This is a genomic window from Paraburkholderia agricolaris (assembly GCF_009455635.1).
Taxonomy (GTDB): Bacteria; Pseudomonadota; Gammaproteobacteria; order Burkholderiales; family Burkholderiaceae; genus Paraburkholderia; species Paraburkholderia agricolaris.
Window position 1 is genome coordinate 582,167 of sequence record NZ_QPER01000002.1, and the last position, 23,183, is coordinate 605,349.

Annotated in this window: 21 protein-coding genes and 1 pseudogene; 13 read left to right on the forward strand and 9 right to left on the reverse strand. The window is 59.7% G+C overall.

The window, feature by feature from the left end:
- Window positions 1-27 precede the first annotated feature (27 nt).
- Window positions 28-1,344 carry an oligosaccharide flippase family protein gene (locus GH665_RS24115; RefSeq protein WP_153139585.1) on the forward strand — a complete coding sequence of 439 codons (1,317 nt, stop codon included), beginning with the start codon at window positions 28-30 and terminating at the stop codon, window positions 1,342-1,344.
- A 53-nt stretch (window positions 1,345-1,397) separates the two neighbouring features.
- The gene (locus GH665_RS24120) at window positions 1,398-2,591 is read left to right on the forward strand and encodes a glycosyltransferase family 4 protein (protein ID WP_153139587.1); all 1,194 of its coding nucleotides are present in this window, start codon (window positions 1,398-1,400) and stop codon (window positions 2,589-2,591) included.
- A gap of 59 nt (window positions 2,592-2,650) precedes the next feature.
- On the opposite strand, the gene GH665_RS24125 is transcribed toward GH665_RS24120, so the two are convergent.
- Window positions 2,651-3,898: an O-antigen ligase family protein gene (locus tag GH665_RS24125; RefSeq protein ID WP_153139589.1), complete on the reverse strand. Its 1,248-nt coding sequence runs from the start codon at window positions 3,896-3,898 to the stop codon at window positions 2,651-2,653.
- Between the two features lie 532 nt (window positions 3,899-4,430).
- Between GH665_RS24125 and GH665_RS24130 the strand changes: the two genes are divergently transcribed.
- From GH665_RS24130 to GH665_RS24145, 4 genes are read left to right on the forward strand one after another with little or no spacing between them, the layout of a single operon-like run.
- Window positions 4,431-5,945: a mannose-1-phosphate guanylyltransferase/mannose-6-phosphate isomerase gene (locus GH665_RS24130; protein WP_153139591.1), complete on the forward strand. Its 1,515-nt coding sequence runs from the start codon at window positions 4,431-4,433 to the stop codon at window positions 5,943-5,945.
- A gap of 40 nt (window positions 5,946-5,985) precedes the next feature.
- Window positions 5,986-7,368: an undecaprenyl-phosphate glucose phosphotransferase gene (locus GH665_RS24135; RefSeq protein WP_153139593.1), complete on the forward strand. Its 1,383-nt coding sequence runs from the start codon at window positions 5,986-5,988 to the stop codon at window positions 7,366-7,368.
- A gap of 41 nt (window positions 7,369-7,409) precedes the next feature.
- Entirely contained in the window at window positions 7,410-8,471 is a 1,062-nt protein-coding gene (locus GH665_RS24140; protein WP_153139595.1) for a sugar-transfer associated ATP-grasp domain-containing protein, read from the forward strand.
- 15 nt (window positions 8,472-8,486) lie between these two features.
- Window positions 8,487-8,810 (forward strand): hypothetical protein, encoded by a 324-nt coding sequence (locus GH665_RS24145; RefSeq protein ID WP_153139598.1) that lies wholly within the window; start codon window positions 8,487-8,489, stop codon window positions 8,808-8,810.
- A gap of 53 nt (window positions 8,811-8,863) precedes the next feature.
- Here the strand turns inward: GH665_RS24145 and GH665_RS24150 are convergent, their stop codons facing one another.
- The 3 genes from GH665_RS24150 to GH665_RS24160 form a co-directional block, all read right to left on the reverse strand.
- Window positions 8,864-10,654, reverse strand: coding sequence for a chloride channel protein (locus tag GH665_RS24150; RefSeq protein WP_153139599.1), 1,791 nt, complete (start codon window positions 10,652-10,654; stop codon window positions 8,864-8,866).
- Between the two features lie 6 nt (window positions 10,655-10,660).
- The gene (locus GH665_RS24155) at window positions 10,661-11,074 is read right to left on the reverse strand and encodes a MarR family winged helix-turn-helix transcriptional regulator (RefSeq protein WP_153139601.1); all 414 of its coding nucleotides are present in this window, start codon (window positions 11,072-11,074) and stop codon (window positions 10,661-10,663) included.
- A gap of 92 nt (window positions 11,075-11,166) precedes the next feature.
- Window positions 11,167-12,330: an HPP family protein gene (locus GH665_RS24160; RefSeq protein ID WP_153139603.1), complete on the reverse strand. Its 1,164-nt coding sequence runs from the start codon at window positions 12,328-12,330 to the stop codon at window positions 11,167-11,169.
- A 227-nt stretch (window positions 12,331-12,557) separates the two neighbouring features.
- Here GH665_RS24160 and GH665_RS39685 point away from each other — a divergent pair.
- Window positions 12,558-12,647 (forward strand): annotated as a pseudogene (locus GH665_RS39685) (DUF1840 domain-containing protein); the annotation flags it as partial.
- Between the two features lie 10 nt (window positions 12,648-12,657).
- Here the strand turns inward: GH665_RS39685 and GH665_RS24165 are convergent.
- The 4 genes from GH665_RS24165 to oxlT form a co-directional block, all read right to left on the reverse strand.
- Entirely contained in the window at window positions 12,658-13,089 is a 432-nt protein-coding gene (locus GH665_RS24165) for a PAS domain-containing protein (protein ID WP_153139605.1), read from the reverse strand.
- Window positions 13,090-13,197: 108 nt separating this feature from the next.
- Entirely contained in the window at window positions 13,198-14,448 is a 1,251-nt protein-coding gene (gene frc, locus GH665_RS24170; RefSeq protein WP_153139607.1) for a formyl-CoA transferase, read from the reverse strand.
- Between the two features lie 26 nt (window positions 14,449-14,474).
- Complete coding sequence (gene oxc, locus GH665_RS24175; protein WP_153139609.1) at window positions 14,475-16,217, reverse strand: oxalyl-CoA decarboxylase; 1,743 nt, start codon at window positions 16,215-16,217, stop codon at window positions 14,475-14,477.
- A gap of 64 nt (window positions 16,218-16,281) precedes the next feature.
- Complete coding sequence (gene oxlT, locus GH665_RS24180) at window positions 16,282-17,613, reverse strand: oxalate/formate MFS antiporter (RefSeq protein ID WP_153139611.1); 1,332 nt, start codon at window positions 17,611-17,613, stop codon at window positions 16,282-16,284.
- Window positions 17,614-18,069: 456 nt separating this feature from the next.
- Here oxlT and GH665_RS24185 point away from each other — a divergent pair, with 456 nt between their 5' ends.
- Window positions 18,070-18,459: a hypothetical protein gene (locus GH665_RS24185; protein ID WP_153142274.1), complete on the forward strand. Its 390-nt coding sequence runs from the start codon at window positions 18,070-18,072 to the stop codon at window positions 18,457-18,459.
- A gap of 185 nt (window positions 18,460-18,644) precedes the next feature.
- Here GH665_RS24185 and GH665_RS24190 read toward each other — a convergent pair whose 3' ends face one another.
- Entirely contained in the window at window positions 18,645-19,226 is a 582-nt protein-coding gene (locus tag GH665_RS24190; protein WP_153139613.1) for a thioredoxin family protein, read from the reverse strand.
- 178 nt (window positions 19,227-19,404) lie between these two features.
- Between GH665_RS24190 and GH665_RS24195 the strand changes: the two genes are divergently transcribed.
- From GH665_RS24195 to GH665_RS24210, 5 genes are all read left to right on the forward strand, one after another.
- Window positions 19,405-19,776, forward strand: a complete 372-nt coding sequence (locus GH665_RS24195; protein WP_153139615.1) for a GFA family protein — start codon at window positions 19,405-19,407, stop codon at window positions 19,774-19,776.
- Window positions 19,773-19,895, forward strand: a complete 123-nt coding sequence (locus tag GH665_RS39475; RefSeq protein WP_281357310.1) for a hypothetical protein — start codon at window positions 19,773-19,775, stop codon at window positions 19,893-19,895. Before GH665_RS24195 ends, GH665_RS39475 begins: the two co-directional genes overlap by 4 nt.
- Window positions 19,896-19,902: 7 nt before the next feature.
- Window positions 19,903-20,643, forward strand: coding sequence for a response regulator (locus GH665_RS24200; protein ID WP_153139617.1), 741 nt, complete (start codon window positions 19,903-19,905; stop codon window positions 20,641-20,643).
- Entirely contained in the window at window positions 20,640-21,959 is a 1,320-nt protein-coding gene (locus GH665_RS24205; protein ID WP_153139619.1) for an ATP-binding protein, read from the forward strand. Before GH665_RS24200 ends, GH665_RS24205 begins: the two co-directional genes overlap by 4 nt.
- A 149-nt stretch (window positions 21,960-22,108) precedes the next feature.
- Window positions 22,109-23,152, forward strand: a complete 1,044-nt coding sequence (locus GH665_RS24210) for an alpha/beta fold hydrolase (protein WP_153139621.1) — start codon at window positions 22,109-22,111, stop codon at window positions 23,150-23,152.
- Window positions 23,153-23,183 lie beyond the last annotated feature (31 nt).

Sequence of the window (23,183 nt, forward strand, 5' to 3'; positions counted from 1 at the left end):
TCCGGAAACGCCAGCACGGAGAACGGCATGGATAGACGAAAGAGCGTTCGGATTATCGGGTTTGTCTACGGCGGCTATCTGATGAGGTACGTGTACCTCATCATCGTGGTGCCGTTCTACGGAAGGATGCTCGGCGTGGCCGGCTACGGCCGGGTACTGGCGTCGATGTCGTTGATGAACGTGATATGGATGCTCGTCAATTACGGTTTTAGCCCGGTCGGCATGCGTGACGTGTCGAAAGCGCAATCGAATGAAGAATGCAACGACATCTTCTCATTGCATGTGAGCGCCCGTATTGTGCATGGCGTGGTTGGGGGGAGCATCGGCCTGATTGCCACGATGTGTTCACCCATCCTGTCCGAGCGTCCTCTGATCGGTGTACTGGCTACGCTGCTGGGGATCGTGTCGGGGATGAATCTCGGTTGGCTGTTTCAGGGGCGTCATCAGTTTCGAACGCCGATCATTATCGAAGTGTTCGGCTTTCTCCTGAGCCTTGTGCTGGTTTTGAACTTCGTAAAAGGACCCGATGACGCGGTGTGGGTGCTGGCAAGCCTACTGATTGCCGGTGTAGCGTCCACGATCGTTTCCTACGGTTTGACGATCTACCAGCTGGGCTGGCCGCGTATCAGGCTGGCAGGCATCGTTCCCCTCGTGCGCAACTCGACGATGCTGTTTCTTTACTCGTCCGGGTCGGTCGTATTCACGGCGTCGTCCACCTACCTGTTGACGCTGTTGTCCACGCCTGATCAGGTCGGCTATTTCGGCGCGGCGGAACGCTTTGCGACGATCGCGCTCGCGCTGATGGGGCCGGCCGCGCAGGTGTTCATTCCCACCATCACGCGGCAGCTCGCACAGGGCGACATGCAAGGCGCGCATGAAACGACCCGGCGCGGCGCGACCTTGCTGATGGGATACGGATTGCTGATCTTCTGCGGCGCGCTAGCGTTGTCGCCCTTTGTGCTGCCTTTGATTCTTGGCGCCTCCTTTGAACCCAGCGCGCACGTTCTGCAGATCTTTGCGTGGATGTTCCCATTCGCTGCCTTTAACGAGTTCGTGGCGGGCTATGTGTTCGTGCCGCGCAGGAAGGATCGTCTGCTTGCCGGCGTGGGCATTGCGTCGGGATTGATCAATCTGGTTGCGGCGCTCATTCTTGCGCCCCGATACGGTGCCACTGGTATCGCACTCGCCCGCGTGATCGGCGAGGCGATGCTATCGGTCATGTTGATGGTGGTGGTCATTCGCCTCGAGCTGGTTGGGCTCGTACCGGGAGGCGAGCGGGCGTTGGGCATGGTTCGGGTTGCGTGCGGTTTTCGACCGCAGACGCGTGCAGCAAAGGACGAGTGAAGCCGGTGGTGGAAAAAGGAAAGAGGTCAGTCGCATTCTCACGGGAGGTTGAAGTGAAAGTCGCTATTGTTCACGATTGGTTGGTGGTTTCGGGCGGCGCGGAAAAGGTGCTGAAGAACATCATCGAGTGCTTCCCGAAAGCGGATATCTTTTCGGTTGTCGATTTTCTGGAGGACCGCGACTGCGTGAAGGGGAAATCCGTCAAGACCTCCTTCATTCAGAGGATGCCTTTGGCGCGCAAACGCTATCGTGCGTACCTGCCATTGATGCCGATCGCGATCGAGCAGATTGACCTGTCTGGCTATGATCTTGTCATTTCCAGTTCGCACGCGGTGGCGAAGGGTGTGCTGACCGGACCGAACCAGGTTCACGTCAGTTACGTACATTCCCCCATTCGCTATGCGTGGGACCTGCAGCACCAGTATCTCAACGAGTCTCATCTGAACACCGGTATCAAATCCATCATGGCGCGCGTGCTGCTTCACTACATCCGTGGATGGGATTCGCGCTCGGCCAATGGCGTGGATCATCTGCTGGCGAATTCGCATTTCATCGCCCGGCGGATCAAGAAAACTTACCAGCGTGAAGCAACCGTCATTTACCCGCCGGTCGATCTGGCGAACATGAAGATATGTACGCAGAAGGACGACTTCTACGTGACGGCCTCGCGCATGGTGCCGTATAAACGCATCGATCTGATCGTGCGGGCGTTTTCACAGACGCCTGAGCGCCGCCTTGTAGTGATTGGCGACGGCCCCGAGATGAAGAAGATCAGGGCAGTGGCCGGCGAGAACGTCACGATCCTGGGTCATCAACCGTTCGATACGCTGGTCGATCATTTACGGCGCGCGCGTGCGTTCGTGTTTGCAGCAGAAGAAGACTTCGGTATTTCGGTGGTGGAGGCGCAGGCATGCGGAACGCCGGTTATCGCATTCGGCAGAGGCGGTGCGCTCGAATCTGTTATCGGTCTGCCGCTTGAGCGGCCCACGGGCGTGTTCTTTGGCGAACAGACGCCAGAGTCGTTGCTGGCCGCGGTAGGCCGGTTTGAGCGCAACGCCGGCCTGTTCGATCCGCGGGCATGCCGTAGAAACGCTGAGCGTTTTTCGTCGGAGAACTTCAAGACGGCGCTAACCAGCTTTATCGACTCACGGCTCCCATACGGAGGCCTCGAACACTTCCTGCCGTATCCGGTCGCGAGCCAGCAACTGCCTGTCAATCAGCGCCAGCATGCTGATGTCGTGTCGTGAGTGTGAATGTCTGCGCCGGCGAATCTGATCAAGGACTGTTCGCCGACGCCCGCTAGCAATCAGAGCAGCGCGTGCTCTTTTGCCTTCTGTTGAAGATGGTCGATCGCGGCGTTGTTGACCGATCGCGCGGCCAGCAGCAGGGAAATGACGAGCGCAAGGATCAGCACATTCGATGGCGAAACCAGACGATGTTCGGTCGCGGCCATGACAAGCAGGCAAACAGATGAAATCTCAACGAACCTGAAGGCGGCGAAGTTCTGTCCGCCGCCAAATAGCGCAGCGGCGGCCGCGCCGTGTTTACACCACTCAATCAGTCTCCAGTAGAAGCCCAACATCAGGGCAAGCCCAACTACGCCGAGCTCCGCAAGAATGTTCAGGTAAGAGTTGTGAGCGTGCGAGTCGCTATGCTCGATGATCTTGTCTGACGCGATACCCAGCAGATGAAAATAATTCGTCACGCTGCCGATATGGTCGTCAAACGAGCCGAAACCTATCCCTACGATCGGGCTCTGCTCGAAGTACGTCAGCGCTCGCGGCCATAGCCATTCATAGCGAATGTCCAGATTGGCGACCTTGGCATCCTGATTCTCGATCGTGAAGGTATAGCCCATATAGTCGACCCGCGGGTCCATATGGTAGATCGCCATCCCAATGGAGCCCGCGATAAGGCCGGCGATCAGCGTTGCCAGCATCCAGCGCTTGCGGCCGAAATAGAGGTAGGGAAGAACGACAAGAACACCCAGCAACGAACCTCGGCTATAGGTGGAGAACAGCATCAGTGCATTGGCGGCCAGCAGGGCTAGCAGCAGTTTGCTGCGCCTGTGCAGATAGCACGCGATGCCGAGGCACAACAGCATGGCGAAGAAGCCCCCAGCCGCGTTGCGCGCAATGAAGTAGCTGCCAAAACTGTTGTCGGGACTCGCAAAGATGCTGAGTAGGCCGTTGTGAACGATGTAGTAAGCGTAAGGCGGCAGATTGATCATCACGGCGAACACGAAGAATGTGCGAAGAACTTTATTCAGATCCCAGCGGTGCGTATACAGGCAACCGGCAAAAATGGGTGCATACGAAATGAAGAAATTACCGTCGCGCCGATAGAAATCGAATTCCAGAAATGACCTGGGATCGTAGAGCAGGGTAGAGACGATGACCAGAAGCGTGAAAGCGGTAAGCGGCGTCATGAACGCGGGGTAGCTGCGTCCAAAAAAACGCCACGGACAAAAGGCGAGCGGCACCAACCCAACCGCACTCACGGGGACCAGATTGGTGACTGTCAGGAATAGTGCGAGTAACGATATGTAAGCCATTGCGGCTCCAGATAAATGGATGGCGTATAGCGGATGGCGTACCAGAACATCAACTCGTTCACGTCAAAGGTATCACGGCGATAAGTTGATTTCCAACCTGCTTGTCTCATCAGACACGCAAATCAGGTACTCGTTAGCGTGCTGGCGAAAACAGGTCCAACGACCTGGGCCAAAACCTCAACGGTTCGCGCCAGAAATGCTGTGGTGCAGCGTAGTCTGACTATGATGAAGCTCATCAAGTACTGCTCTGTGGCGCTAGCTTGCCGGTAGGAGTCGAGGCGTGTCGTGTTGCTTGAACGACATGCAGTTGCGATCGAACCACAAGACTATCCACGCTTTCCGGTCGGGCCAGATTGACGGTCAACGCGGGCATCTTTACCGCCGCTAATTGAACTACTGGCTTTGTCCGTCTGACACAGTCGTCCTGTCATTGATCACACAAGAAACCAACGGCGCGATTGACGGTGCAACGCGTTGTGCGCGGACGTGAGGATTTCGTCCACCGGCTGGTTTCAATGTAAAGGAGCTTTAAATGAGCAAGGTTACGGTAGTTGCCGGCGAGCTGGATAGCGAAGCGATCGATCAGGTTGTAGTGGACTATCCACCGCTCGTGCAAGTGATTCTCGCCGGTGGATCGGGTACTCGCCTGTGGCCGGTGTCGCGCGAGCAGTTTCCGAAGCAGTTGATCGACGTGATCGGTAACCAGACTTTGCTTCAGGCCACGATGGGGCGAATGGCGGGTTTCAGTACGACCTGGGAGATCGCTGCGGATCCGCTCATCGTGTGCGGGGCGGAACACTACTTCGCGACTTACGAACAGGCTCGGGAAATTGGCGTGAACGCGCGCATTATCGTCGAGCCGGCTCGCCGGGATACGGCGCCGGCTCTTACGCTTGCCGCGCTGGCGGCGTGTGCCGATGGGCAGGATGCCATTCTGGTCGCCATGCCCGCGGACCATGCCATTGCAAATCTGGATGCGCTCCACCAGTCGATCGATATTGCAGCACGTCATGCGCTGAAGGGCGAGATCGCTACACTGGGCATCCCGCCTGATCGGGCCGATACGGGATTCGGTTATATCCGCCTCGGTGAGGTATTGCCGGATGGCGCGCATCGCATCGAACGTTTTGTCGAGAAGCCGGCCGCAGAACTTGCCGCGCAGTACATTGAATCTGGCAATTACTGGTGGAATAGCGGCATGTTCGTGGTTCGTTCGTCTGTCTGGCTAGCCGTCATCGAGCGATTCCAGCCGGAGATCCACGCTGCGTGTGTCGAGGCGTATCAGGGCGCCAAGAAAACGGACGAATGCATCATTCCCGATGCTACCGGGTTCCTGCGTTCGCCATCCGATTCGATCGATTACGCGGTGATGGAACACGTCGCCAAACCCGATTCGCCCTTCAGCGCGATCGTGGTGCCGCTCGACGCGGGCTGGTCGGATCTCGGTTCGTGGGATGCGGTCTGGCAGGCGATGGAAAAGGACGAGTGCGGCAACGCGTCGAACGGGCGTGTGCTGTTCGAAGGCGCAACCGCCACTTATGCGCGTTCTCAGGGAGGGCGATTGGTTGCGTGTGTCGGCACGAACAACATGATCGTGGTCGATACCGACGACGCGGTGCTGGTCGCGGACCGTTCGCATGTGCAGGACATCAAGGGCCTGGTGTCACGCATCAAGCGCGAGAAGTCACCGGAAGCCGACGCGCACAGAAAAGTGCGCCGGCCGTGGGGTTTCTACGATTCGATCGATCACGGCGACCGCTTCCAGGTGAAGCGCATTGTCGTCATGCCCGGTGCGCGCCTGTCATTACAGATGCATCACCACCGCGCGGAGCACTGGGTTGTCGTGAGCGGCACCGCGCTTGTCACGCGCGGCGAGGAGCAATTCCTTCTCGGCGAAAACGAGTCGACCTACATTCCACTCGGCATACGCCATCGTCTGGAAAATCCCGGCTGCGTACCGCTTCAGATCATCGAGGTTCAGTCCGGAACGTATCTCGGCGAAGACGACATCGTCAGATTCGACGACAAGTACGGACGGTGCGGTTGAATCAGCTCTGGTAACGGGGTACGTGTACTAAGGGGCTGTGATGCGATTGATTACTGGTTTACTGGCAAGACTATTCGACGTGGCGATGATTCTGACGGGTGCACTGGTTGCCTCCAGTATCCGCTTCGACGATGCGTCTCAACGAGGTTTCTATTTTGCGTTCGTGGCTTTCGCCGCCGCTTTTTCACTGGCTGTGTTTCCGGCGCTTGGTGTGTACGAATCGTGGCGCGGACGCTCCAAAAGAGCGCTGGTGGGGCAAGTCGCGCTCGGCTGGCTGGTCGTGCAGGCCTGCGCAATGGCACTGATGTTCTCGTTGCATCGAATCGACTTTGTCTCGCGTCTCTGGTTTGCCTACTGGACCGGCATATCCGGCGGGCTGATGATTGCCGGCCGCATGATGACGCACATGCTGCTTGGCCGGGCGCGCAACGCGGGCCTGAACTTGCAGCAGGTGGCCGTGGCGGCGTGCGGCGATCATTGCGACGAGATCATTCGCAAGATGGAGATGAATCCGGCTGCGGGGTTTCGGCCCAACGCGCTGTACAACGTGCGCGCTGACACCACTGCGGCGGCCACGACGGCGGTGCGTGTCTTTAAAGAGCATGCAAGCTTTGCTCGATACGTTCGGGAACGGCAGATCGGCGAAGTCTGGCTGGCGTTGCCATTGACCGAGGAGCGCACGATCCTCAAGCTGGTCAATGAGTTTCGCAACGATCTGATCAATATACGGTTCATGCCCGACGTGCGCACGTTAGCGTTGTTTGAAGGCAGTGTCACGGACCTGCTGGGCGTGCCGACCATCAATCTCGCCGCGTCGCCATTGCCGCCCAATGCACTGGTGCAGAAGGAGTTGTTCGACCGTCTCTTTGCGCTGGGCGCGTTGATCGCGGTATCGCCTATCCTGCTTGCCTGTGCGATTGCGGTTAAGTTGAGTTCGCCCGGACCGGTATTTTTCAAGCAATGCCGTAAAGGGGCGGATGGCCGTGTCTTCACCATCTTCAAGTTTCGTACCATGCGTCTGCATGAACAGAAGCACGGTGTGCTCGAACAGGCGACCCGTGGCGACCCGCGCATTACCAAAGTGGGTGGATTCCTTAGGCGTACGAGCCTTGATGAATTACCGCAGTTCTTCAATGTGCTGCGCGGCGATATGTCGGTGGTGGGGCCTCGTCCTCATGCGCTTGAGCACGACGATCTCTACCAGAACATTGTCTCCGGCTACATTCATCGTTACCGCATCAAACCCGGCATTACCGGCTGGGCACAGATTAACGGCTTTCGCGGCGAAACCGATCGCATCGAAAAAATGGAAGGCCGTGTCGCGCACGATTTGTATTACCTCAGGAACTGGTCATTCAGACTTGATGTAAAGATCATTTTCGCGACTGTATTCAAGGGGCTTCATCATCCTAACGCTTATTGAGCTTAGATCGAGGCCCCAGTAATACGGTACAGGGAGTAGGAATGGCCTCATTCGATGTTGAACGTGTGGTCAGGCGGTCGTTAAAGAGGGTGGCGCAATTCAGATTCCACCGGGATCATGGCGCCCAGGCAGGGCGCGTGCTGGAGTTTCTGGAGCGGACGTATGGAAAGGCCGATCCGGCGCATCTGAAGCTCGCCGATACCTACGCGCGCGATGTGTTTGGGAGTATCGTCTACGCACCGTGGCTGCGTGTCTACACGGCGTTCAGCGGAACGTTCAAGGAAGGGTGGATTCCGGATAACTATTACGGCAGCGTGGTCGTGCCGAGCATGAAAGGCTCGTACGGCAAGCTGTCCGCGCTGAAGCCGTTATCGCGGTTGATCTTCGATAGCAATGCGTTTCCGGATATCGCTTACTTCGCCAATGGCCTGTTCTTCACAGACAGAAGTGTTGTGATTCCAGAGCATGATCTCGAGAGCCTGGTGTTCGGGCAGTGCGACAGGGTCGTATTCAAGCTGGACGGGTCCGGTCAGGGCAAAGGCGTGTACCTCTTTGATAGAAAGAACTTCAACGGCGAAGTCATCAAATCGCTTGGCAATGGGGTGATTCAGAAATTCATCACTCAGCATCGCGTGTTCAATGCTTTTGCGTCAAAGCCGGTTGCCACGTTGCGCTTTACGACAGTTGTAGACGATGCTGGGAGCGTTTCTATTCGAGCCTGTTTTTTCCGGCTCGGTAGAGCGGACGATACACACGTTCAGAGCGATCACGATATCTGCGTGCCGGTCGATCTGGTTACCGGTGAGCTGGGTCGTGAGGGTTACATGAACGATTGGGGTGCGATTGCAGAACATCCCGATTCCGGAGTCCGTTTCTCAGGTGTGACGATCCCGGCATTTGCGCAATGCGTTGCGATGGTCCTCGATCTGCATCGGAAAATTCCTTTTGCTCGATGCATAGGATGGGATGTGACCGTCGATGCGGACGAGAACGTTCAGGTGATGGAATGGAACGGTGAACACAACGATGTGAAGTTCAGTGAAGCTACCCAAGGCCCGTGTTTTTCAGATTTGAAGTGGGAGCGGCTAAGAGCGGTGGCTTGAATACGGAGACAGGAAGTGAGCGAACGGTTGTGGTGCGTTCATATCGAAGGACTTAACGACTTCATTGTCGCCGACTCTCAGCGAACGGCCGAGCAGGAGGCGTTGGCGATTAACGCGTACATAGACAGCGCCGAAACGGGTCCGCGCGCGGCGGTATTGAGAGCGGTGGTGGTCGAATGGCCATTCGACGCCGCCGATCATGCGCGCGCGTTGCAGGAAGACTGGGAGGATCTCCAGCGCATGCCGCACAGACGGGCGTCTGCGAGCAAATCCGACGGCGTGTTCGTGAGTATGGCGCGACGTGTAAAAAAGCTGGTGTCGGTGGCGCGCGGCAAGTAGCGCCGACACTACGTCGCGCGGACCTGTCCTCACAGGTGAGACTGTCCGTTGACTCAGGGCACCGGCGGAAAGTGCCGCTTACCGGTGGGAACCCGCAAACGGCGGAAGCGTTCTTTTTTATGCTCTTCGTCGAAGTGAGCGAGAGACGGCTTAATCAGATCGCTGCGCGACACGATACCGATCAGCTGCAACGTTTCGGTATCCGCAACGACCGGCAAGCGTTCGAGCCCGTGCACCGCCAGACGTGTTGCGACGAGCCGGCAGGTTTCACTCGGCAATGCAAACGCGGGAGAGCGCTGGCGCAACACGTCGCTCAGGCGCGAGTCGAGCGTATGCGCTGTCTCGTCATCGCGAATCTTTTCCAGCACCGCGCGATCCACCACACCCGCCAGCGCGCCTTGGTGCACGACCGGATAGGCGCGATGTGTCTGGGTCGTGCCGAAGTACGTTTCCAACGCCTCGCCCACGGACAGCTCGCCGTCGATGGTCTCGACCGTACGCGACATCACTTCGTCGACATGGTGGCGCTCAAGTGGATCGACGCCGTATTCCCGGTAAATGTGATAACCGCGCCGCGCAATTTTCTCGGTCATGATCGAACGCTTCATGACGACCGTTGCAAACCCGTGCGCGATCAGCGTTGCGGCGAGCAGCGGCAGCAAGGCGTTGCTGTCGTGAGTCAGGCCGAAGGCGAACACGATTGCGGTCAAAGGCGCACCGAGCGTGGCGCCGAGCGTGGCCGCCATGCAGACGAGCGGCCACAGGGCAGGGTCGCCGCCCGGCAGCACGTGACCGAACACCACGCCGAGTCCTGCGCCGAGCATCAGCAGCGGCGCAAGGACGCCGCCCGAGGTGCCGGAGCCCAGGGCCACGACCCAGATGACCGCTTTCACCACCAGGATCGCCAGCGCGATCTGGATGGCAATGTGCTGGTGCAACAGGTCGCCGATCACGTCATAGCCGACACCCAGCGCGCGAGGCTCGATAAAGCCGCCGATACCGACAACGAGGCCGCCGAGCGCGGGCCACCACATCCAGTGGATGGGCAGCTTGCCGAACAGGTCTTCGGTCTTGTACAGCGCGGCTGACAGACCGGATGCAAGCGCACCGGACATCAACCCGGCGATGACGCAGGACACGAGCGACAGCGCGCCGGGAGGCGCGGTCTCAAGCGGAAACAGCGCTCCCGTGCCGAAGAATGCCGCACGCGCAAACCCTGCGACCGCACATGCCAGCGCGACCGGCAGAAAACTGCGCGGGCGCCATTCGAACAGCAGCAGTTCGACCGCCAGCAGGACGGCGGCCACCGGCGTGCCAAAGACCGCGGTCATGCCGGCCGCCGCGCCGGCCACCAGCAGTGTCTTGCGTTCCGCGGCGGTGACCTTCACGCATTGCGCGATCAGCGACCCCAGTGCGCCGCCTGTCATGATGATCGGGCCTTCTGCGCCGAACGGGCCGCCACTGCCGATCACAATGCCGGACGAGAGCGGTTTGAGAATTGCCACTTTCGGCGACATGCGGCTCTTGCCGAACAGAATTGCTTCGATCGCTTCGGGAATACCGTGACCGCGAATCTTCTCCGATCCATAGCGGGCCATGAAACCGACGATGAGACCGCCGATCACAGGAATGATTACCACCCAGATACCCAGCGTGTTGCCGGCCGGCGAGCGGTCCGTAAACGAAAACTGCTGGAAGAAGAACAGATTCGTGAACAGATGAATCAGGCTCAGCAGCACGAACGCTGCGAGCGTGCTAAGCGCGCCGATTCCCGCCGCGAGTGCGGAAATGCCGGGAAGCCGTGCGTTGGTGGAGAAATCACGCTTATGGTTATCGAGACTCATGGTGACTCAAAAATCAATACGGGGGACGTTAAATGCGCCTTCGAGCGACTTCAGTTCGGTGCGGTGCATCTCGGCAAGACGGGCAAGCACAAGTTCGCCTGCTTTCAACAAATGAACCTCGACCTGGCGGCGATCCGTCTCACTGATCTTTCTGCGGACCAGATCGAGCGCTTCGCAGCGGGACACGAGCGCGACCACGCCGTGATGCTGCGCCTGGAGCCGTTCTGCCAGCTCGCCGACGGTGGCCCAGTCGCGCTCCGGATACCCCTTGATATGCAGGAGCAGCAGATACTGCAACGGGGTAATGCCTTCGCCCTGGGCGGCCTGCTCGGAGAAACGCTCGAAGCGCCGCATCTGGTAGCGAAACTCCGACAACTGCTCGAAGTCCGCCTTGGTCAAGTTGCGAGTGAGTGTTTTCATCGGCGTTTCGTGAGGAAATAGGTGAGGTGAAAATTATATCATGACGTGATATTTGTGACCGTGTTTCAGCGCAGTGTCCGTTCGTAATAGTGCTATGCCGCGCGTCGTTGCTGGGCGTAAGCCTGGCGGTACAAACCCGCGATGAGGTCGGCCTGCGTGATCATTCCGGCAAGCCGCCGGTTGGCATCCAGAACCGGGATGTGGTGGTGTCCGTAGTTCGCGAACACTGGCACCAGTTCGACGATCGGCGTCGTCGCGTCGACCGTATGCACGTCGACGTTCATCAGGGCACCGACCAGCGGCGCCGGGGTGATGCTGCGCTGGAACCAGCGTTGCAGCGGAGACGACAGAACGGTCGCCTTGCTGACCGCGCGTTTGTCCACAAGGTCGGCGCGGGTCACGATGCCGATCACGTGCTGCTTCTCGTCGGTAACCGGGAGTGCCTTGATGTTGCGCTGTTTCAGCAGGCTCCATGCTGCCGACGCCCTCGTGTTTGCCGACACGGCGACCAGCGAACGCGACATGATGTCGGCGCACGTCAGCTCATTGAACGTGCGGGCATAGGCCTGCAACTGAACGTCGCGCAACAGGGATTCCAGGTCGTCCGTATCGATATCGAGCAGTTCTCCACGCTTGCTCAGCACGGACTCCAGGTCCGCGCGCGTGAAACCTTCGTTCGCCGCTGCCGGTGAGGTCGCCGGGCCTTTGACCGAACTCTGGGCGACGTGCGGGTATCGATGCCCGGTGGCTGCGTGGTAGGCGATGGCCGCGCCCAGCAGGGCGACCGACTGGATCGCGATCGGTTCGAGCACGAAGCGGTAGCCGAGAGCATGGACGACCGGACCGCCCAGAACCGCGGTGAGGGCAACCGCGCCCGACGGCGGGTGCACGCACCGCAACGCGAACATCGCGCAGATCGCCAGCGCGACGGCCAGCGCGGCGGCGCCCACCGGATCGGCGATCCAGTTTGCACAGGCAACCCCTACCGTCGCTGAAACGAGATTGCCGCCGATGATGGACCACGGTTGCGCCAGCGGACTGGCCGGCACCGCGAACAGCAGCACAGCCGACGCCCCCATGGGCGCCACGAGGAGCGGAATGTTGGCTGCCGGCCCGAGAAGGACGTGCATGCTCCCGCCGGTGAACGCGATACCAAGCAATGCGCCGAGACACGACCTCAAGCGCTCCGGCCATCGGACGGCAATAGGGTGGGGGGCAAAGCTGGAAAGCCAGCGAACAAGAGCGTAGCGGGACAAGGGATGAGTAGGAAAGTAGGTGGGTATCACGTAGGACGGCAGCACACCTTAAGGCCAAATTCCTACGAAGCGAAAGAACATTTCGACGTGATTGTATCCCATTGTGATATAAAACTGTGTTCCGAATCGCCAGAGTCCGACAGAATCGCACTGACAAGGGAACTCAGGACGATCCAGCATGTGACGCCGAAGTAGCCGTATGGCACGCGCCCGCTACGCCCGATGTTGTGACGCTCAAAGACCTCGCCCAATATCTGCCGGGTCTGGTGAGCAAGCGATGCGGCACACGCGGGGTCAACCGCCGTGATGAACTGCCGCGGTTCTCGCTTACGCGCGCACGGAGGTTTCCAGTTCCGCGAGACGCTTGCGCAGCAAGCGGTCCTCCTGGAAGCGGCTGGTCTCGTCGCGGATCACGGCAACAATACCGGTGAGTTCGTTTTGCGGCGAATGCAGCAATGCAACCGTAAAGGCAATCGAGAGCGACCGCCCGTCCTTATGGATGGCAGGCACACGCAGCACGTCGTTGCCGTAACGGGTTTCGCCCGTTGCCATCGTCTTGTGATAACCGTCCCAATGGCGGCCGCGCAAACGTTCCGGAATGATCAGATCCAGCGAATTTCCGAGCGCCTCGCTTTGCGTAAAGCCGAACATGCGTTCTGCCGCGGGGTTCCAGAATGTGATGCTGCCGCCGGCATCTGAAATGATGACCGCGTCGCCGATCACATTGACGAGTTGCTCGAAGTCGGTGCCTGTTTGCATGATGCTCCCCCGAATGTAAAACGCAGATCGCTGGATTGGATACGGCGCCCGCGAAGGACGCCGTATCCGCACGCCCGAGCATACACACGGGCATGCGGGGAGGCACGCTTAAACCGCTTTGATTTCGCGCAGGTTGAAAATATCCTGCCGGCTGTAACCAAGACTTGCCAGCACCTCGTCCGTATGTTCGCCGAGCAGCGGCGACGCGGTGACCTCCGGTTTCATGTCGGAGAACTTGATCGGACTGCCAACCGTCAGATATGAGCCGCGCTTCTTGTGCGGCACTTCGACGATCGTACCGCTTGCACGCAACGACGGATCGTTGGCCAGTTCCTTCATCGTCAGAACCGGCGCACACGGGATATCGAATTTGCGCAAGATGTCGACCGCTTCGAATTTGGTCTTGTCGGCGAGCCATGCCTCGATGGTGCCGAAAATCTCGAAGATATGCGGCTGACGTGCCTCAGCGGTCTTGTAGGCTGGATCGTCGATCCACTCAGGTTTGCCGAGCGCCTTGCAGATCGGCTCCCACGCATGGCCCTGGATCGTGAAGTAGATGTACGCATTCGGGTCCGTTTCCCAGCCCTTGCACTTGAGCACCCAACCCGGCTGACCGCCGCCGCCCGCGTTGCCGCCGCGCGGCACCACGTCGCTGAATTCGCCGTGCGGATACTGCGGATACTCTTCGAGATAGCCCACGCGCTCCAGCCGCTGCTGGTCGCGTAGTTTCACACGGCACAGGTTCAGCACGCTGTCCTGCATCGATACCGCAACCTTCTGGCCTTTGCCGGTTTTGTCGCGTCCGAGCAGTGCGGTCAGAATGCCGATGGCCAGATGCATGCCGGTGTTGCTGTCGCCGAGCGCCGCGGCGCTGATGGTCGGCGGACCGTCCCAGAAGCCAGTGGTGGACGCCGCGCCGCCTGCGCATTGCGCGACGTTCTCATAGACCTTCAGGTCGTCGTAGTGGTGGCCGTCGCTGAAACCCTTCACCGAAGCGACGATCATCTTCGGGTTGAGTTCGTTCAGGCGTTCCCATGAAAACCCCATCCGGTCCAACGCGCCTGGCCCGAAATTCTCGACCAGCACGTCGGATTCACGGACCAGTTTTTCGAGTATTTCCTTGCCTTCGGGCTTCTTCGTGTCCAACGTCAGTGACTTCTTGTTGCTGTTGAGCATGGTGAAGTAAAGCGCGTCGGCGTCGGGGATGTCGCGTAACTGGTTGCGTGTCACGTCGCCTGAACCCGGCCGTTCAACCTTGATCACGTCGGCGCCGAACCAGGCGAGCAACTGGGTGCACGCAGGACCGGCCTGAACGTGGGTGAAGTCGATGATCTTGATGCCTTCGAGAGGTTTGGTCACTTTGGTTTCTCCGTGGTTATGCTGGATCACTTTTTCATCGCCGCGCTTTGCGGATTCAGATTGGTCAGGCGGCCACTTTCCGTGCCGGCCGCTTCGTCGATCACGGCGTTGATCAGGCTTGGTTTGCCGGATGCGATCGCTTCGAGCAATGCCTTGGTCAGTTCTTCCGGTGTGGTGGCGTGGTAGCCAATACCGCCGAATGCCTCGATCATCCTGTCGTAACGCGCGCCCTTCACGAACACGGTCGGTGCGACGTCCTTACCGCCAGTCGGGTTCACGTCGGTGCCGCGATACACGCCGTTGTTGTTGAACACGATGGTGCAAACCGGCAGGTCGTAGCGGCAGATGGTTTCGAGTTCCATACCGCTGAAACCGAAGGCGCTGTCACCTTCAATCGCGACAACCGGTTTGCCGCTCGTCACTGCCGCGCCGATCGCGAAACCCATGCCGATACCCATGATTCCCCACGTGCCGGAATCGAAGCGCTTGCGCGGCTCGTACATATCGATGATGCTGCGCGCGTAGTCGAGCGTGTTGGCGCCTTCGTTGACGACGTTGATGTCCGGGCGTGTCTTCAACACATCGCGGATCGCGCGCAACGCGCTGTGGAAGTTCATCGGCGACGGATTCTGGTCGAGCGTGGCAGCCATCTTTGCGAGATTCTTGCTCTTGCGCTCGGCGATTGCGCCGGTCCACTCCGCGCCCGGTTTCGCGAAGCTCGCATCGAGGCCGGCGCGCAATGCCGCCACGCAAGAGCCGATATCGCCGATCACCGGCGCGGCAATCGCCACGTTGCTGTCGATCTCGGTCGGCGAGATATCGACCTGAACGAATTGCTTCGGCGCCGCGCCCCAGGTTTTGCCCTTGCCGTGCGAGAGCAGCCAGTTCAGACGCGCACCGATCAGCACGACAACGTCAGCTTCCTGCAGGACAAACGAGCGCGCTGCCGACGCCGATTGCTCGTGCGTATCGGGCAATAGCCCCTTGGCCATCGACATCGGCAGATACGGAATGCCGCTTTGCTCGACGAACGCGCGGATTTCCGCGTCGGCCTGCGCGTATGCGGCGCCCTTGCCGAGCAGGATCAGCGGACGCTTCGCGCTCTTCAGTACGTCGATCGCGCGCTTCACCGATTCCGGCGCAGGCAACTGACGCGGCGCGGCATCGACGACCTTGACCAGCGACTGCTGCGCCTTCACGGCATCCATCGTTTGCGCGAGCAGCTTGGCCGGCAAGTCCAGATACACACCGCCCGGCCGGCCCGACACCGCGGCACGAATCGCTCGCGCCACGCCGATGCCGATGTCTTCCGCATGCAGCACGCGATACGCGGCCTTCGCATACGGCCTGGCCGCATTTAGCTGATCCATTTCCTCGTAATCGCCCTGCTGCAAATCGACGATCTCGCGCTCGCTCGAGCCGCTGATCAGGATCATCGGGAAGCAGTTGGTGGTCGCGTTGGCGAGCGCGGTCAGGCCGTTGAGAAAGCCTGGCGCCGACACGGTCAGGCAGATCCCCGGCTTCTGCGTCATGAAACCGCTAACGGCCGCTGCGTTGCCCGCGTGCTGTTCATGACGAAAGCCGATGAAACGCATCCCTTCCGCTTGTGCCAGCCGCGCGAGATCGGTGATCGGAATACCGACAAGACCAAAGATGGTGTTGATCTCGTTCAGTTTCAGCGCGTCGATGACGAGATGAAATCCATCGGTCGTCTCGGCTGCCTGTTGCTTCGGGGTCGCTTCTGTTGCGGGCCTATCGGCTTCTGCCATGATATGTCTCCTTGGTCACGGGGCTTTGTGGGATTCGTCGTGAGTGGCGCGCTCACGGGGTCGTTTATTCAGGCGAACCGCCAGGCGACGGCTGAAGCCGCGCTTCGGCAATGACCGCGCCGGCCGGCGCGCCCGAGTTCTCGATCCAGCGCTTTCTCATGGGGGCGAGGATGAACTTCGCGGATACGGCCGCAGCGATCGAGATCACCGCTGCCGAGATGAACACGGTGCTCCACCCGCCGTTCGCCGACAGCACCGAGGCGACCGGCACCAGCATCGACGCGGTACCCTTCGCGGTATAGAGCGTGCCCGCATTGGCCGCGGCGTACTTGCTGCCGAAGGTGTCCGCGCAGGTTGCGGGGAAGATCGAGAAAATTTCGCCCCAGCACAGGAACACGGCCGCGGCGAAGAACATGAATGCGTAGGGGTTGTGGCCGAACTGCATGAGCCCGAGCAGCGCGACGCCTTCGCCGAGAAAGATCATGAACATCGTGTTCTCACGGCCGATACGGTCCGACAGAAAACCGCACAACGGACGCGTGAAGCCGTTGCACAGATTGTCGATCGACAGCGTCATGGTGAGCAGCGGCAGCGTGATGCCAAGCAGACTCACCGGCAGCTTCGCAAAGCCGTATTCCTTCGCGATCGGCCCAAGCTGCGCGGTCGCAATGATGCCACCGGCCGCGACGAACACGAACATCAGATACAGCACCCAGAAGAGCGGCGAACGGATCATCTCGCCGGGCGTGTAGTCGATCTTGCTTGCCACCACGCGTCTCGCCGCGATCGCGGTTGCGGGCGGTTTCGGACGGATCAGCATGGTGGCGAGCAGCAGAATGCAGACGCCCTGGAAGATGCCGAAGAACATGAAGGTGTGCTGGTAGCCCGAGCGCTGGATCATGTCGGCGATCGGAATCACCGTGACGGCCGCGCCGGCGCCGAAACCTGCCGCGGTCAAACCGGCCGCGAGACCGCGTTTGTCCGGAAACCATTTGAGCGCCGTGCCCACACAGGTGCCATACACGCAGCCCGCGCCGATGCCGGCGATCACGGCTGCGACATAGAGTTCGGCGAGACTGCTCGCATGCGCGTCGATGATCCAGCCGAGCGCCGCGCATAGCGAACCGCCTATCACGACCGGACGAGGTCCGAACTTGTCGACGAGCCAGCCTTCGACGGGCACGAGCCAGGTTTCGGTGACGATGAAAACGGTGAAAGCTGTCTGGATGGCTGCCTGGCCCCAGTGATGGGCGTTATCCATCGGTACAACGAATAATGTCCACGCATATTGCAGATTCGCGACCAGTCCCATGCACACGATGCCGATCGCAAGTTGCACCCAGCGGTGATGCCTGAACGCCGTACTGCCGCTCTGGGATACGTTGGAATGTCCCATGTCATTCGTCTCCTATAGTTCCGTCACGCTCGATTGGCGCGTTGGACTGACGTGATCGAATCGCTTCTGTGCCGGCTGTCTGCGGGCAATGAAGCGCCAGTGGTCGGCCAGGGGAATTGCCCTAACGAAAAGCTTTAGCCGTCGATCTCACGACAACTGGGTAACAGGTGTTTGGCGTGGAGCGCGTCTGAGGGGATGCTGCGCGAGAACAGCGATAAGTAAAAATTAAAACATTTTATGGTTTGCATTCGGCATAGCTAATGGATGGGCTTGCGGCTGCTGACCAAGCGGCGCCGGGTGCGCGATACAGCCATCCAGGCATGCCAGGGCGGACTCCGTGCCGCAGAAAAATCGATGTATACAGAAAAAGCTATCGTTTTTCGAAAAAACTTTAACTATTGTTTATTGATTCCTCCTCCTATTCTTGGTCATGCCAATTTCCTGAGGGAGACGATCATGACCCCGTCCCAATTCGACGTGTGCGAAAGCACGCAAGATGTGGAAGTCGAAGCGCAACTGTGCGCGTACAACAGCGCATTCGATGAACTCGGCCTGCGTTTCCGTTGGGATGCGAACACGCTCGCGCTGCTGGCGATGATCGAAGGCGAGGAAGCGCGGATTGCTGCGTACATCGAAGCGCATCATCCGCACTTGCTGAAGGCGTACAGCCCAGGGTTTTTAAGCCGGGCCATTCTCGAGAAGAAAAACGCTCGCTATCCCGTCAGCCTGCCGAAGCGTGCTGGAAGCGCGGTGGATCCAGGCCACGCGGTACGTCAGCGGCGTATTGGCAGCCGGCGCGAGCGCGCGTCGTACGAGATCGATCTGCCGGCGTTGGCAGGTGTCTAGACGCGGCGCGCGCGGGCTGATTAGCAGCGTACGCCGCTAATCAGAGCGTGCCGGTTAAGGTCTCACGCCGATTGCATCCGGCGTTGATGCATTAAAACGTGCTGACGTATCTGGCTTGTATTCAGAAGCCGGGTCAACTGCAATGTTCCGTATCGCTTCGCTGCCCGGATACATTGCAATACGAATCACGGGTTTTCAGCCAGCAAGGCCTTGATCTTTGCCTCGGTCTGTTCATAGTCGCCTTCGCCGAAGTGCGTGTAGACCACGTGGCCTTTCTTATCGACCAGATAAAACGCGGGCCAATACTGGTTATCGTAGGCGCGCCAGGTTGCGTAGCTGTTGTCCTGTGCGACCGGATAGGTAATGTCGAAGCGCTTGATCGCGGCCTTGACCTTGTCCGTGTCGCGCTCGAATGGATACTCGGGCGTATGGACGCCGACCACCACCAGACCCTGGTCCCTGTATTTCTGATTCCAGCTTTTGACGTACGGCAGCACGTGGATGCAGTTAATGCACGTGTAGGTCCAGAAGTCGACCAGCACAACCTTGCCACGCAACTGCTGGATGGTCAGGGGATCGCTATTCAGCCACTTGTCGATGCCGGTGAATTCCGGCGCGGTCGTGCGTTTGTTCAATTGATCTGTGGTGGAACTGTCAGCGGCGTTGGCCACGGGGCTTGCGATGAGCGTGGTGAGCGCGGCGGCGCCGGCGGTCACGGTTGCCGCGAACAGGGCGATGGCGGCGGTGGTTTTGAGTCGGGAGAACATGTCGACGTCCTTTAAGTGATGAGCATGGCTGCATTGGAACGCCCGTTCGTATCTGGCTTGTGTCGGCGAGGCGGTTCGGCTGCAATGTTTTGTGTCAGGGGAGCGCCCAGATACATTGGGATACAACGCTTCGCGCGGGCTGGGCTATAAAGCAGCCATACCTGCTACGGAGCACTCCATGAACACTGAATTGCTGAAAGGGTTCTGTCATTGCGGGACCGTGAAATTTGAAGTGCGTACCGACGTCGTTCCGGCAGCGCGTTGCAATTGCAGCCTGTGCCGGCGCAAGGGCGCGCTGATGACACCACCGTTCGCCGCCGGCGAACTGAAGATCCTGCAGGGTGAGGAAGCGCTGACGCTCTATCAGTTCAATACGCACACTGCCAGGCACTACTTCTGCAAACACTGCGGCATTTATCCGTTTCACCAGACACGTAGGGATCCGCAACTGTGGCGGGTCAACATCGGTTGCCTCGAGGGCATCGATCCGTATACGCTGGAGGCCAGCGTGGCCAATGGCGCCAGTCTGTCCGTCGTGGAGGACGCATGAGACGGCTGATGGCGATGCTTGCCTTCCTGGCGGGCGGATTGGCGGCGGAACTCGCACACCCCGTGCACTGTTCGCTGGTCAACGTGAACCGGGTGCGCGTCAATCGTCGAAAGGATTGATCCATTGATGGAAAACATCGACTATGTCCTGATCGTCGACGACGATCGCGGCATCCGCGAACTGCTCGCCACCTATCTGGAGAAAAACGGTATGCGCGTTTCGCTGGCCGCCAACGGCCGGCAGATGCGCGCGGTGCTCGAACAGGGGGCGCCGGATCTGATCGTGCTGGACCTGATGCTGCCCGGCGAAGACGGTCTCGTGTTGTGCCGGGAACTGCGTGCCGGCAAGTTTCGCACGGTGCCGGTACTGATGCTGACCGCCCGCAGCGAAGAAGCGGATCGTATTGTCGGACTGGAAATGGGCGCCGACGATTACCTGTCCAAGCCGTTTGCGGTGCGTGAACTGCTGGCACGCATTCGCTCCGTGCTGCGCCGCGCGCGGATGTTGCCGCCCGGCATGCAGGTGACGGAAACCGCGCCGATGATCGGCTTCGGCGACTGGCGGCTCGATACCACCGCGCGCCATCTGCTCGACGCCGAGGGCACGATGGTCGCCCTGAGCGGCGCGGAATATCGCTTGCTGCGTGTATTTCTCGATCATCCACAGCGCGTGCTTACGCGCGATCAATTGCTCAATCTGACCCAGGGCCGCCAGGCCGATCCATTCGACCGCTCGATCGATCTGCTGGTCAGCCGTTTGCGGCAACGCTTGCAGGACACTGCGCGCGAACCCCGTTACATCAAGACGCTGCGCAGCGAGGGTTATGTCTTTTCAGCAGCCGTGACCATGATCGAAGGCAGTCCATGAAGCTGCGCACCTTGCTGCATTGGCCGCGCACGTTATTCATGCGGCTTGCGCTGATTCTGTTTGTCAGTCTTGCGCTGGTGCAAACGCTTTCGGTCTGGCTCACCATGACGGAACGCGACCAGACCATGACGAACGTGATGATGGGTTACATCGAACGCGAGGTCACCAGTTCCGTCGCGCTGCTCGATCATCTGCCTGCTAACGAACGCGCCGAATGGCTGCCGAGGCTGGCGCGGCGCACCTATACCTTCAATCTCGGGCCGGGGGTTGCCGGCGCGCCGCCGGATGCAACGCTCTCGGCGAGGGTGGCTCAATCTATCGCGGACGGCATCGGCAAACGCTATCCGCTCACGGCCAATGCCGTCCCGGGCGACCCGGAGCGCCTGCAGGTTCATTTGCAGTTGAGCGACGGCACGCCGCTGACGATCGACTACCACCCGATGCCAGGCGCGCCGCTGTCGCCCTGGTTGTCGTGGGTGCTGGTGTTGCAACTGGTCGTGCTGGCCGTCTGCTGCTGGCTGGCGGTACGGCTGGCGACACGTCCGTTGAGCCAGTTGGCGCGAGCGGCCGATACACTGGGCCCCGACCTGAAAGCGGAACGCCTGCCCGAAGACGGGCCGGACGAAGTGGCGCGCGCCGCTCGGGCGTTTAACGCCATGCAGGACCGCATCAGGTTGTACATGACCGAGCGCTTGCAGATTCTTGCGGCGATTTCGCATGATCTGCAAACGCCGATTACCCGTATGCGGTTGCGCGTCGACGTCATGGACGACAGCGCGCAAGGGGCCAAGCTGCAGCAGGACCTGCAGGAAATGGAAACGATGGTCAAGGAAGGCGTCACCTACGCACGCACCATGCATGGCGCTAGCGAGGCGCCACTTCGTATCGATCCGGATGCGTTGTTCGACAGCCTCGTGTTCGACTATGTCGATGCCGGCAAGGACGTTTCGCTGCATGGGCGAATCGGCACGCCATGGGTGACGCGTCCGCAGGCGTTACGCCGGATCGTGGGCAACCTCGTCGATAACGCGCTGAAGTTCAGTGGGTCGGCGGAGATCAGGGTCACCGCTTTGCGGGAAGGACAGGTGACGGTCTCGGTACTCGATCGCGGGCCGGGTATTCCGGCTGAGTCGCTGGAAGCCGTGTTCGAGCCGTTCTATCGGCTGGAAGGGTCACGTAATCGCGGCACCGGCGGCACCGGGCTGGGTCTCGCGATTGCACGGCAGCTCGCGCTGGCGATGGACGCAGTTCTGTCGCTGCATAACCGGCCCGACGGTGGCCTGGAAGCCAGGCTCTTACTGAAAAGTTTTGACTAGATTCCGTCGCCTCCCAACTGTCTTTTGTATCTCAATGTATCGACGCTGCCGACAGATACATAGGATTGCGCTGCTGCTCCTTGCCGACACAAGTCAGATACGTTCAGGGGTTCTAATACTTCCTGGCTAATCTAAAAGGAGAATCAGCGATGCCGGATCAGATCAATACGCGACGTCGTCGTCTGCTTGGGACGACAGTTGCGGGTCTCAGTTTGATGGAGTTGGGTTTGAGCGGACTTGCCCAGGCGCAGCCGAACGGCACGCCACCCAATCCGAAAGCGGAACCCCGCGTTGCTTCGTTCGACAACATTCGCCAGGTCAATGCTGGAACACTCAGTATCGGTTATGCGGAAGCCGGTCCGCAGAATGGACCGGTGGTCATCCTGCTGCACGGCTGGCCCTACGATATCTACAGCTTCGCCGAAGTCACGCCGATGCTGGCGGCCGCGGGCTATCGGGTGATCGTGCCGTATTTGCGGGGTTACGGTTCAACGCGGTTCCTGTCCGTGGATACGCCTCGCAACGGTCAGCAGGCGGTGGTTGCGGTCGACATCATTGCATTGATGGACGCATTGAAGATCGACCAGGCGATTTTTGGCGGTTTCGATTGGGGTGCGCGCACGGTGAATATCATTGCCGCGCTGTGGCCGCAACGCTGCAAGGCGATGGTCTCCGTGAGCGGTTATCTGATCGGCAGCCAGGAAGCCAACAGGACGCCGCTGCCGCCGAAAGCGGAACTGGCCTGGTGGTATCAGTTCTATTTCGCCACGGAGCGGGGCTACGCGGGGTATGAAGCGAATCGCCACGACTTCAACAAGCTGATCTGGCGTCTCGCGTCGCCGAAATGGAATTTCGACGACGCGACGTTCGAGCGTTCGGCTGAGTCGTTCAATAATCCGGACCACGTCGCGGTGGTGATCCACAATTACCGCTGGCGTCTCGGGCTGGTCAACGGCGAACCGCAATATGACGGACTGGAAGCGATTCTGGCGAAGGCACCGGCCGTCCCGGTTCCGACCATCACGATGGAAGGCGATGCTAATGGCGCGCCGCATCCCGATCCGGCAAGCTACGCGAAGAAGTTCACCGGCAGGTATCAGCACCGGAATATCGACGGCGGTATCGGACATAATCTGCCGCAGGAAGCGCCGAAGGCATTTGCCGATGCCATTGTCGATGTCGCTCGCTTTTAAGTAAGCGGACGACAGAACTCCGTCGAGTTGT